This window comes from Flavobacterium inviolabile (assembly GCF_013389455.1).
In the GTDB taxonomy this organism is placed as follows: Bacteria; Bacteroidota; Bacteroidia; order Flavobacteriales; family Flavobacteriaceae; genus Flavobacterium; species Flavobacterium inviolabile.
The window spans coordinates 1,972,483-1,985,215 of sequence record NZ_CP058278.1 but is presented as its reverse complement, the minus strand read 5'-3'; the positions used below and the strand labels follow the sequence as shown (position 1 = coordinate 1,985,215).

The 12,733-nt window shown below is 41.1% G+C and carries 10 protein-coding genes; 6 read left to right on the top strand and 4 right to left on the bottom strand.

The genetic code is table 11. The annotated features are described in order from the left end of the window. Nucleotide 1: 1 nt before the first annotated feature. Nucleotides 2-445, top strand: a complete 444-nt coding sequence (locus HW120_RS08845) for a sensor of ECF-type sigma factor (protein WP_177733293.1) — start codon at nucleotides 2-4, stop codon at nucleotides 443-445. Between the two features lie 25 nt (nucleotides 446-470). On the opposite strand, the gene HW120_RS08840 is transcribed toward HW120_RS08845, so the two are convergent. Together HW120_RS08840 and HW120_RS08835 are read right to left on the bottom strand one after the other, a co-directional pair. Continuing rightward, nucleotides 471-1,544: a WD40/YVTN/BNR-like repeat-containing protein gene (locus tag HW120_RS08840; RefSeq protein ID WP_177733291.1), complete on the bottom strand. Its 1,074-nt coding sequence runs from the start codon at nucleotides 1,542-1,544 to the stop codon at nucleotides 471-473. Between the two features lie 43 nt (nucleotides 1,545-1,587). After that, entirely contained in the window at nucleotides 1,588-1,947 is a 360-nt protein-coding gene (locus tag HW120_RS08835; protein ID WP_177733289.1) for a DUF983 domain-containing protein, read from the bottom strand. A gap of 103 nt (nucleotides 1,948-2,050) precedes the next feature. On the opposite strand from HW120_RS08835, the gene HW120_RS08830 reads away from it, so the two are divergent. From HW120_RS08830 to HW120_RS08815, 4 genes are all read left to right on the top strand, one after another. Then, nucleotides 2,051-2,923, top strand: a complete 873-nt coding sequence (locus HW120_RS08830; protein WP_177733287.1) for a helix-turn-helix domain-containing protein — start codon at nucleotides 2,051-2,053, stop codon at nucleotides 2,921-2,923. A 49-nt stretch (nucleotides 2,924-2,972) separates the two neighbouring features. After that, complete coding sequence (locus HW120_RS08825; protein ID WP_177733285.1) at nucleotides 2,973-4,187, top strand: RsmB/NOP family class I SAM-dependent RNA methyltransferase; 1,215 nt, start codon at nucleotides 2,973-2,975, stop codon at nucleotides 4,185-4,187. A 14-nt stretch (nucleotides 4,188-4,201) separates the two neighbouring features. Beyond that, nucleotides 4,202-5,296: an endonuclease gene (locus tag HW120_RS08820; RefSeq protein WP_177733283.1), complete on the top strand. Its 1,095-nt coding sequence runs from the start codon at nucleotides 4,202-4,204 to the stop codon at nucleotides 5,294-5,296. A gap of 213 nt (nucleotides 5,297-5,509) precedes the next feature. Further along, on the top strand, nucleotides 5,510-6,586 hold the full coding sequence (locus HW120_RS08815) for an endonuclease (RefSeq protein WP_177733281.1): 1,077 nt from the start codon (nucleotides 5,510-5,512) through the stop codon (nucleotides 6,584-6,586). A 71-nt stretch (nucleotides 6,587-6,657) separates the two neighbouring features. On the opposite strand, the gene HW120_RS08810 is transcribed toward HW120_RS08815, so the two are convergent. Together HW120_RS08810 and HW120_RS08805 are read right to left on the bottom strand one after the other, a co-directional pair. Next, nucleotides 6,658-10,086, bottom strand: a complete 3,429-nt coding sequence (locus HW120_RS08810) for a methylmalonyl-CoA mutase family protein (RefSeq protein ID WP_177733279.1) — start codon at nucleotides 10,084-10,086, stop codon at nucleotides 6,658-6,660. A 194-nt stretch (nucleotides 10,087-10,280) separates the two neighbouring features. After that, nucleotides 10,281-11,768 carry a catalase gene (locus HW120_RS08805; RefSeq protein ID WP_177733277.1) on the bottom strand — a complete coding sequence of 496 codons (1,488 nt, stop codon included), beginning with the start codon at nucleotides 11,766-11,768 and terminating at the stop codon, nucleotides 10,281-10,283. 211 nt (nucleotides 11,769-11,979) lie between these two features. Between HW120_RS08805 and HW120_RS08800 the strand changes: the two genes are divergently transcribed. Further along, nucleotides 11,980-12,699: a DUF4197 domain-containing protein gene (locus HW120_RS08800; protein ID WP_177733275.1), complete on the top strand. Its 720-nt coding sequence runs from the start codon at nucleotides 11,980-11,982 to the stop codon at nucleotides 12,697-12,699. Nucleotides 12,700-12,733: the final 34 nt, after the last annotated feature.

Genomic DNA, 12,733 nt, shown 5'->3' with positions numbered 1-12,733 from the left:
CATGATTGCAAAACGAATCTTACCGTTTATACTTTTACTGATTTCCATCACCGGTTTCGGACAGGATTTCAAAGAAAAAAGAGAGCAGATAAAACAGCTTAAAGTTGCTTTTATCACGACAGAAGTAGGACTAACAACCGAAGAAGCCACTAAATTCTGGCCTATTTACAATACTTTTGACGAAAGGCAGTTTGAACTGAGACATAAAAAAATGCGCGGTTTCCAGAACAATATGAAGGATGATGCCATTGATAAAATGACCGAAAAAGAAGCACTTGCTTTTCTAAACCAGATTGAAAATACAGAAGAGGAACTGTTTAACCTGAGGCTGAAACTGATAGCCGATTTAAAAACGGTTTTAAGTCCTACCAAGATCTTAAAATTCAAAAAAGCAGAAGACGATTTTAACCGAAAGCTGTTGCGACAGATGAGGGACCGAAAATAAAAAAAGGAGCATTTAGCTCCTTTTTTTATTGAAATCGAAATCGTATTATCTTATTATTCCCGGCAGCTACAGCCGTTTTGGAGTCCATAAAACGCAGGGTAAACAAATCTTTGTAGTCTGCAATTTTACGCCAGCTCGTTCCCTGATCAGCTGAGTAGAAAACTCCCGAAGCTCCCACTGTCAGCAATTCCTGTCCTTTACTGTCCGGAAAAAACTGTACACAGGAACCATAACCGAATCCTTCATGCTCCGCGATGCGTTTCCATGTTTTACCGCCATCGGCAGTACTGATTTTGTTACCAAAATTCTGTTCCGGTTTTTCATAGTTACCGCCCACTGCAAATCCGGTCATTTCATCATAAAAAGCAGCCGAAAATATTCCGGTCATCGCTTCGCCCTGAACTATTGGCGTTGCATACGTTTTCCAGGTCATTCCTTTGTCTGGTGAATAAAAAACGTTTGATTTTTTCCCACCGGAAACAATCCAGGTATGTGTGTCTTTTATAATAATATTGGTATTACTGGCTGCAAAAAAAGCTTCTCCGGCAGCGATTTCCGGTAAAGCACCGCACTTTATTTTGGTCCAGCTTTCTCCGCCATCCCGGGTTATGATCAGGGAAAAACAATTTTCGACCGGATCGCCCACAGCAATTCCTTCTTTATCATTCCAAAACTGCATGCTGTCGTAAAAAACTTTTTCTCCTTTTTCGGCATACACTAAAGCCGTATGTTTCCCGTCTTTTGAAATCCGGTACAGCAAACCGGGGTTACCGATACTCAGTATAAAAACATGCTCTTTTGTCTGGGCAATACTTCTGAATTCTAACTTTAAATCGTCTTTGGCCACATGACCGGTAAACGTTTTGCTTTTATCCAGCGTAACATAACCATACTTCCCGTTGTTTCCGGCATACCAGATCCGGTTGCTGTCTGCAGCAATTGCCCGGATACTGATTTTCTCCGTCAGTAAGGTGTCCGCAATAACTTTTGTAAAGCCGGACCTGGGTGTGGTGGTGGTGGTTTCCGGATTATCGGATTTTGTTTTCAGTTTACACGAAAAGCAAATACAGATAATGGCAAGCAAAAAGCCTTTTTTCATTTATAAAATTTTAAAAGGCTAATTTACAAAAACAATGCTGCGATTACAGTCTTTTATTTTTACCGTCCAAAAGGTGCATCCACAACATTCGGGACAGCCTGAAATTGAACGTGCTCAGCAATACCGACGTGATGGCAATTAAAACCACGATCGTGACAAAACTGTGTACGAAAAACTGAATGATCAGGAAGAAAATAACCATTTCCGCTACGGCTACTGCATAGCTCACAAACATGGAACCAAAGAAGTAACCCGGTTCTTTTTCAAACTGATGGTCGCAATGCGAACAGCGTTTGTTCATCTTCGGCATTTGAAAAAGCAGTATGTTACCCTTTTTCTCAAAAACTTTTCCCTCTCCGCATTTAGGGCATTTCTCGGTAATAATATTCTTTAAAACTGACATATTCTTTTTTTATACAAATTTCACAAGAATTCCCGTTTTAGCTATAGACTAATTACACTATATTTTGTACTTTTCGGACACAAAAGCAACCCTCCCTTACCCCATGCAAACGGCTATTCTTGATATCAGGCAATTCGATGCCACCGGAAACCGGAAAGAGTTTTACGTGAATACTATTGAAAATCACATCATTACCAACCACCGAAACATTCACAAACCCCATAAACACAATTTCTATCTTGCTGTACTATTCACGCAGGGAGCAGGAATTCACGAGATCGATTTCACGACTTATGCGGTAAAGAGAGGCAGTTTGTTTTTTCTGAATCCCGGACAAACCCATCATTGGGAACTTTCCGAAGACATTAGCGGTTATATTTTCTTTCACACCCAGGCTTTTTACGATTTGCACTTTACCCGCAACAGAGTTACTCATTTTCCTTTTTTCTATAGTGTTCAAAACTCGCCTTATCTGGAATTGGATGAAAAAAACTGCTCCGGTTTTACAGCGTTGTTCCGGGATATTTATACCGAAAACCACGCAGATCACTTTTTAAAAAACCAAATAATCCTTAACAGCATCGACCGGCTTTACATTGAAAGTACGCGGCTTTATATTGAAAAAAACACTCCTAAAATAATAACCCAGAATGCGTATGCCATCCGTTTCCAGGAACTGGAACAATTAATTGAAAAGCATTATAAAACCGAAAAATCGCCTTCGCAATATGCCGACTGGCTAAATGTGAGTCCCAAACACCTTAACCGTATTACCCAGTCCATGGTTGGCAAAACCACTTCCGATGTGATACTGGACCGTGTTTTTCTGGAAGCCAAAAGGGAACTGATCCGTTTCAAGAATAATTTTGCCGAAGTTGCCCTCCAATTGGGCTATGACGACTATGCCTATTTCTCTAAACTTTTCAAGAAAAAATGCGGGGAAACACCTTCGGCGTTTATTAACAAATACAGATAGGCAATCAAGACAATAATTTGCTTATCTTTGCAAGCTGATTTTTACACAGATGAGATTACACAGAAACTTAGTTTTTACCGTTATAGATTCCATTATGGCAATCTTCAACGAGGGAGAATATGCCGATAAGGTTGTTGCGAGAGCATTAAAAAAAGATAAAAGATGGGGAAGCAGCGATAGAAAATTCGTCGCGGAAACCATTTATGAAATAGTACGCTGGAAACGTTTATACTGCGAAATTGCAGAGGTAAAAGAACCTTATGACAGGGATAATGTTTGGAGGATTTTTGCAGTTTGGGCAGTTTTGCGCGGTTATACGCTTCCGGACTGGAAGTATTTTGAAAGTACACCGGTTCGAAAAATCAAAGGCCGTTTCGACGAGTTGTCAAAAATCAGAAAATACAAAGAATCCATTCCGGACTGGATGGATGAATTGGGTGTTCAGGAATTAGGAGAAGCACTTTGGTCAAAGGAACTGGCTTCACAAAATGAGCAGGCTAAAGTTATTTTGCGTGTGAACACTTTAAAAACAACGAAAGAAAAACTTCGTGCCATTTTAATGGACCTGAACATCGAAACGGAATTCGTAGAAGGATATCCGGATGCTTTGGTACTTAAAGAGCGTGCTAATGTTTTCCTGACACAGGCTTTTAAAGACGGCTTTTTCGAAGTTCAGGACGCTTCGTCACAATTAGTAGCCCGTTTTCTGGATGTAAAACCGGGTATGCGCGTTGTGGATACCTGTGCCGGAGCCGGCGGAAAAACACTTCACATGGCATCGCTAATGGAAAATAAAGGACAGCTTATCGCGATGGACCTTTATGAAAGCAAACTAAAACAATTAAAACTTCGCGCCAAAAGAAACGGGGCATTCAACATTGAATACCGTATTATTGATACAACCAAAGTTATTAAAAAGCTTCATAAAAAAGCCGACAGGGTTTTAATTGACGCACCTTGCAGTGGTTTAGGAGTACTGAAAAGAAATCCTGACAGTAAATGGAAACTACAGCCGGAATTTATCGATAACATCCGAAAAGTTCAGGCTGAAGTATTGGAAAGCTATTCTAAAATTGTAAAACCCGGAGGAAAACTGGTATATGCTACCTGTTCTATTCTTCCATCGGAAAATCAGGAACAAGTCAAAAAATTCCTTGCTACAGAATCGGGTAAAAACTTCGAATTTGTAAAAGATGTAAAAGTATTGGCATCCGAATCAGGGTTTGACGGATTTTACATGGCTTTATTTGATCGGAAGATATAATAAACAAAACTTACATGAAAAAACTCTACTCTTTAGCGTTATCAATCACTTCACTGATTGGTTACGCTCAAGCTGGCGCGCCGGCGTCTCCTTATTACAACGGGTTTAACTGGACTGTAACCGGGAGTACGTTAAAAAGTGCGTTAGCTACCAAAATTACGAATACGCATACCAAAACGCTGAGCTATGACAACGTTTGGGATGCCGACAAGATCATTGACCTGGACCCGAATGATGCTTCCAATGCCAATGTTTTATTGCTTTACGGATTTAGCAGCACGATGTGTCCGGCTTCCACTTCTGACGACAACAATCACAGAAGAAGAAATAAAAACAGTAACGGCGGCGGTACCACCTGCGAATGGAACAGGGAACATACTTTTGCAAAATCACTGGGAACTCCGGATTTAGGAACTTCGGGCCCTGGTGCAGATGCACACCATTTAAGAGCTTCAGACGTACAGCGCAACGGTGCCAGAGGAAGTTTAAAATTTGCTCCGGGTTCCGGTAATTCAGGACCTGTTTCCGGCGGATGGTATCCGGGTGACGAGTGGAAAGGCGATGTAGCCCGTATGATCATGTATATGTACCTGCGCTATCCAACCCGATGCCTGCCTAAAAATGTAGGTACCGGTTCGACCGTTTCTTCCGATGCCAATATGATTGCGCTATTCCTGCAATGGAATGCCGAAGACCCGGTTTCGGAATTTGAAGACAGAAGAAATACCTATTTGGGAAATGCCGGTAATACTTACGGTCAGGGAAACAGAAATCCATTTATTGACAACCCGTATTTAGCAACTGTTATCTGGGGCGGTCCGGTAGCCGAAAATCGCTGGCCATCCATCCTGGCTACAGACAGCTTCGATGCTCTGGCAAGTGTTCTGGTCTATCCAAACCCGTCTAACGACCAGAGAATCAATATTTATTCTGAAAAAGAACTGGATGAAATCCAGTTAATCAATATTAACGGTCAGATTATTCAACAATTGAAAAAACCGGCACACTATCAGCAGACTTACACGATAGAAAACCTGCCACAAGGTTTTTACCTGGTTCGAATTTCGTCTGAAAACCTGACCACTACCAAAAAAATTATTGTCAATTAAAGGAGTTCCTTTAACTATAAAAAGCCTGTCTTCAATAACAGGCTTTTTTTATGCCTTTTTATAATTATTTCAAAAAGTTACAAATAAAACATTTTTAACCTCATTTACCCTGTAACGTCGCAAAAAGTCATAATCCACTAACATCTAAATAGTTAAAATTCTTTTTTTATAACAGCAAACACTATAATTTTACATCCTAATTATTCATCCACTATGAAAAAACTTTACACTACCGTCTTGTTGATGTCGGTTTTTATGGGTTTTGCCCAAATTCCTGTGGGCTATTATAACAGTGCTACCGGCACCGGTTATACATTAAAAACCCAATTGTATAATATTATCAAAGGTCACTCGGATCTGGGGTATAATGGTCTTTGGACCACTTACAGTACAGCCGACAGGGATCACTACTATGAGAATGACAATACTATTTTAGACATCTATTCGGAGAAACCGGCAGGACCGGACGCTTACAGCTATACTTACAGTACGGACCAATGTGGAAATTACACCGGCGAAGGCAGCTGTTACAACAGAGAACATACCATTCCTCAATCGGTATTTGGTTCTCAGGTTCCGATGTATTCTGATGCGCATCATATTCCACCAACAGATGGTTATGTAAACAACAGAAGAGACAATTATCCGCATGGTATGGTAGGAACAGCAACGTGGACCTCAACAAACGGATCCAAACTGGGAGCGGCTTCAAACTCCGGTTATGCAGCCGGATATACCGGAACTGTTTTTGAACCAATTGACGAGTTTAAAGGCGATATTGCCAGAATGTACCTTTATTTTGCGACACGTTACGAAAATGTTGTAAGCGGTTATACATACCCTATGTTTAACGGAACCAGCAATCAGGTTTTCACCAATACTTTCCTTAAAATATTAGTAAACTGGCACAATTTAGACCCGGTTAGCCAACGTGAAATCGATCGTAATAATGCCATCTACAACCGTCAGCACAACCGTAACCCGTATATTGACCACCCGGAATATGTACAGTCCGTATGGGGAGCAGCTTTGGCAACCGAATCTTTCGATGCTTTAGCCAATGTATCCGTATATCCTAATCCATCTAACGATCAGAGAATCAATATTTATTCTGAAAAAGAGCTGGATGAAATTCAGTTAATCAACATTAGCGGTCAGATCGTACAACAAATCAAAAAACCGGTTCACAACCAGGAAACCTATACTATAGATAACCTGCCTCACGGTTTCTATTTATTGAAATTGTCTGCAGAAAACCAAACGACAACTAAAAAGATAATCGTTAACTAATACGATAATGCGATACTAAAAAAGGAGTGCTGAATCAGCACTCCTTTTTTTATGGTTATCTCACAAATGAATTACATATTTCTTCGGTACTGACCGCCTACTTCAAACAAAGCAGCCGTGATTTGACCTAAAGAGCAATATTTAGCAGCATCCATTAATTTCTCAAAGATATTCTGGTTCTGAATTGCAGCTTCCTGGATAATGTCCAGTTGTTGCGCCACTTCATCCGCATTTGCTTTGTGAAGGTTTTCCAAGGTCAGGATCTGGAATTGTTTTTCCTCTTCCGTAGCACGGATAACCTCAGCCGGAACCACCGTAGGGGAACCTTTTGAGCTCAGGAAGGTATTTACACCGATGATCGGGAATTCTCCGGTATGTTTCAGTGTTTCATAATACAAACTTTCTTCCTGGATTTTCGAACGCTGGTACATGGTTTCCATAGCGCCCAATACACCACCTCTTTCCGTAATTCTGTCAAATTCGGTTAAAACGGCTTCCTCCACTAAATCCGTAAGTTCTTCAATAATGAATGATCCCTGGATCGGGTTTTCGTTTTTAGCCAATCCTAATTCTTTATTGATGATTAACTGGATAGCCATTGCTCTACGTACTGATTCTTCCGTAGGTGTTGTGATCGCCTCATCATAAGCATTGGTGTGCAGTGAATTACAGTTATCATAAATTGCATACAATGCCTGTAATGTAGTACGGATGTCGTTAAAGTCGATTTCCTGTGCGTGAAGCGAACGCCCGGATGTTTGAATATGGTATTTCAACATCTGTGCTCTTTCATTGGCACCGTATTTATTTTTTAAGGCTTTTGCCCAGATCTTACGGGCCACACGTCCGATTACCGCATATTCCGGATCGATTCCGTTTGAGAAGAAAAACGACAGGTTCGGACCGAAATCGTTAATGTTCATTCCTCTGCTCAGATAATACTCTACATAAGTAAATCCGTTTGCAAGCGTGAAAGCCAGCTGTGTAATCGGGTTCGCTCCTGCTTCTGCAATATGGTATCCGGAAATGGAAACCGAATAGAAGTTACGCACATTTTGTTTAATGAAGTATTCCTGAACGTCACCCATTAAACGCAGTGCAAATTCCGTAGAGAAAATACAGGTATTCTGCGCCTGATCTTCTTTTAAGATATCTGCCTGAACAGTACCCCTCACCTGTGCCAGGGTTTTTATTTTAATATCGTTATATACGTCGGCAGGTAAAACCTGATCTCCGGTTACTCCTAACAACATTAATCCAAGTCCGTCATTACCCTGTGGCAATTCGCCATTGTAACGAGGACGTTCCACTCCTTTTTTCTTATAGATAGCGTTGATCTTAGCATCAACTTCTTTTTCTAAACCGTTTTCTTTAATGTATAGCTCACATTGCTGATCGATTGCCGCATTCATAAAGAATCCTAACAACATTGGCGCCGGACCATTAATTGTCATACTCACCGAGGTCATCGGGTGTGCTAAATTGAATCCGGAATATAGTTTTTTAGCATCGTCCAGACAGCAGATCGATACTCCCGCATTTCCAATTTTACCGTAAATATCGGGACGGTGTCCGGGATCATTACCATATAAGGTTACACTATCAAAAGCTGTTGAAAGACGCTTTGCCGGCATTCCCAAACTCACATAGTGGAAACGGCGGTTTGTACGCTCCGGTCCGCCTTCTCCGGCAAACATACGCGTAGGGTCCTCACCTTCTCTTTTAAACGGATATAATCCGGATGCAAAAGGGAATTCTCCCGGTACGTTTTCCTGCAGCGACCAACGCAATATGTCACCCCAGGCTTTGTATTTCGGTAAGGCAACTTTTGGTATCTGGGAATGCGATAAACTTTCCGTATGTGTCGCAATTTTAATTTCTTTATCACGAACCTTAAACGAGTAAACCGGATTTTTGTATTTGTTTACTTTTTCATCCCACGTTAAAATGATTTCCCAGTTGTACGGGTCTAAATTCATTTTTACCCTGTCGAATTCTTTGGTCAGCAACGACAGGAACGGTTCTTTCTCTTTATCGGTTACTGCGATGGAATATTCATCAATTCCGGCTTTATTGATTACCGGTACTTTACCGGAAACCGTTTCGATGGTTTTGAATATTCCGTATAATTTCTGTGCTACTTCCTGCTGGCTTAAGGCCTGCTCGTCGTATTTTCTGTTGTTTTCTGAAATTTCCGACAAGTAACGGGTTCTGTGTGGCGGAATTACAAATATTTTCTCGCTCATTTCGCGAGTGATCTCAAAAGTAGATTGTAAATCGGCTCCGGTTCTTTCTGCTACTTTATCCATAATGGATTTGTAAAGCGTGTTCATTCCCGGATCGTTAAACTGTGAGGCTATTGTTCCGAAAACCGGCATTTGATCCGGATTTACGTCCCAAAGATTATGATTTCGCTGGTATTGTTTTTTTACATCGCGAATGGCATCCAAAGCCCCTCTTTTGTCAAATTTGTTAATCGCTACCAGGTCGGCAAAATCCAACATGTCGATTTTTTCCAACTGAGTAGCCGCACCAAATTCCGGTGTCATCACATATAATGACACATCTGAGTGTTCTAAGATTTCCGTATCCGATTGTCCGATACCGGAAGTTTCCAATACGATCAAATCATATTTAGCGGCTTTCAATACTTCGATGGCTTCCGCTACATATTTTGACAATGCCAAATTGGACTGACGCGTAGCCAGGGAACGCATGTATACTCTCGGGTTATTAATGGCGTTCATTCGGATTCTGTCGCCTAACAAAGCACCGCCCGTTTTTCTTTTGGAAGGGTCAACCGAAATTAATCCGATTGTTTTTTCCGGGAAATCAATCAGGAAACGGCGTACTAATTCGTCTACTAAAGAGGATTTTCCGGCACCACCCGTTCCGGTAATACCCAAAACAGGAATGTTTGATTCTTTATTTTTCTGATGAATGGCATCCAGCGTTGCTTTCGCTACTTCCGGATAGTTTTCTGCCGATGAAATAACACGGGCAATTGCCGTTGGGTTCTTTTCTTCCAGATGGTTGATTTCTCCGTTTAAGGTATCGCCAACCGGATAATCCGAGCGCTGTACCAAATCGTTAATCATCCCCTGTAATCCCAGTTCACGTCCGTCATCCGGAGAATAAATTCTTGTGATTCCGTATTCATGTAATTCTTTTATCTCTTCCGGAAGGATTACTCCTCCACCGCCTCCAAAAATCTTAATATGTCCGGCGCCTTTTTCTTTTAAAAGGTCGTACATATATTTAAAATATTCATTGTGTCCTCCCTGATAGGAAGTCATCGCAATTGCATTGGCATCTTCCTGAATAGCGGTGTTTACCACTTCTTCCACACTTCTATCATGTCCTAAGTGAATTACCTCAACACCGGTTGCCTGAATAATTCTTCGCATGATGTTGATGGCCGCATCGTGACCGTCAAATAAAGACGCTGCTGTTACAATCCGGACTTTATTGATAGGTTGGTAAGGTTGTGCTTGTTCCATTTTTGTTACTGAATTTGAGGTCGCAATGTAGTGAATAATTAAAAATTAAAAAAGCGATATACTGTTAATAGAATGCTTTTCAGGAAGTATTTCAGGCATTTTTATAACAAAAAAGGCCCACCAAAGTGGGCCGATCTTTATTTAAAAACGATATTCGCGATATCGTATGTCCTGAAGCTGTTTGTCCGGCAGCCTTATGCTTTGTGAATACTATCCATATCCACTTCAACACCCAGTCCCTGTGCAATTCCCATTCCGAGTTTTGCATCGGCCCGGAACCAGTGGCAAAGCTGGCGGTTAATGATTTCCAGTCTTTTTGGTCCGCCTATTCCTTTCATCGCGCCTACAATATTGTTGATCGTATTCTGCTGTGCCTCTGGTGTCATCAACCGGAACAGGTTTCCGGGCTGCGTAAAATGATCGTTTTCTCCTTCGGCGTTTCTGTCATACCAATCGGCCAGACCGGTTCCTAAATCCCATGCCGGTTCTTTATAAGCCTGATCGACTTCTATAGCATCGAAACTGTTTGGAAAATAGTTCGGATTGCTTCCTCCGTTACCGTCCACACGCATTTTACCGTCTCTTTGGTAATTGTTTACCGCAAACGGGCATCTGTTTACCGGAATCTGCTCGAAGTTGCTTCCCAAACGGTAGCGGTGTGCATCCGGATAGGACAACAAACGTCCCTGTAACATTTTATCGGGCGAATAACCGATTCCGTCAATAACGTGTGCCGGTGCAAAAGCCGCCTGTTCCACATCCTGGAAGTAGTTATCCGGATTCTGGTTCAGTTCCAGCACACCCACATCAATTAACGGGTAATCGCCATGCGGCCATACTTTTGTCAGGTCGAAAGGGTTGATATGATAGGTTTTGGATTCCGCTTCGGTCATTACCTGGATTTTCAGGTTCCATTTCGGATAGTGTCCGTCTTCAATGGCTTTAAAAAGATCACGTTGTGCATAATCCATATCCTGTGCCCGCATCTGATCGGCTTCCGGCCCGGTAAAGTTTTTTATTCCCTGCGCCGATTTGAAGTGGAATTTCACATAAAAACGCTCATTATTAGCATTAATCATCGAAAAGGTATGGCTTCCGAATCCGTGCATAAACCGGTAACCGTTTGGCGTCCCTCTATCGGACATTAAGATCAGTACCTGGTGCAGACTTTCCGGGTTTAACGACCAGAAATCCCACATCATCGTTGGTGATTTCAAATTGGTTTGCGGATCTCTTTTCTGAGTGTGGATAAAATCCCCGAATTTTTTGGGGTCTTTAATAAAAAAGATGGGTGTATTGTTTCCAACCAGGTCCCAGTTTCCGTCTTCCGTGTAGAATTTTACCGCAAAACCTCTCGGGTCACGTTCCGAATCAGCCGATCCTTTTTCGCCGCCAACGGTTGAGAAACGCAGGAATACTTTTGTTTCTTTCCCTATAGTATTAAATACTTTTGCTTTTGTATATTTTGTAATATCATGGGTTACCGTAAATGTTCCGTATGCTCCGGAGCCTTTGGCGTGTACCACTCTTTCCGGAATACGTTCCCTGTTAAAACTTGCCATTTTTTCGTGCAGGATAAAATCCTGAAGCAAAATGGGACCGCGCGCTCCGACTGTTTGCGAGTTTTCATTCTCAACATAAGGCTTTCCTGAGGCAGTAGTAAGTTTGTTGTGAGTTTTCATTTGTATTGCTGTTTTTAGTTAATAAATACTGGAATCACATTTAAAGTCCTGAACATCATTTTCTATTGCACTTTAAATTTACTCAAATTTATCCAATGTAACCGCATCAAAACTATAAATCAAATCGATTGTTTTTATTTTTCAATAGCAAAAAACTATACTTAAAATTGGTATGAACTTTGATTACCTTTGCCTATCAAATTCTCCCTATATGAAAAAAATTATTTTCTTATTTGCTTTTTTACCGTTTTTCGGATGTGCAGAAGCACAGCAAATTTTCAATCAGTTACCGAATAAGGCTAAAACCTCCGGTATTTTAAATCAGACGGATATTGCTGCCGGACTAAAAGAGGCCTTAAACAATGGTGTGGAAAAACAGGTTGTAAAGCTAACGCAGGTTGATGGTTTTTATAAAAATGAAATGGTCAAAATCCTGATGCCGGAAGAATTGCAGAAAGTAGACAAAACATTGCGCAGTATCGGGATGGGAAGTCTTGCCGATGAAGGTATAAAAATGATGAACAGAGCTGCTGAGGACGCTGTAAAAGAAGCGACACCGATATTTGTGAATGCGGTAAAGAGTATGACCATTACCGATGCCAAGAACATCCTGATGGGAAGTGACAATTCGGCAACGACCTATTTACAGACTTCTACAACAACAGCTTTGTACGGTAAATTTAACCCGGTAATTAAAAGTTCTTTTGATAAAGTAGGGGCAGATAAGATATGGAGTACCATTATTACAAAATACAACAGTATCCCGCTGGTTAAAAAAGTAAACCCGGATTTAACGGATTATGTAACCAATGAAGCGATGGAAGGTGTTTTTAAAATGATCTCTGTAGAAGAGAAAAACATCCGAACCAATCTGAATTCGAGAACCTCCGGACTGCTTAAAAAAGTATTCGCTTTACAGGATAAAAAATAGTCCTGAAATTGCTGAAAATGGAAAAATATACGGA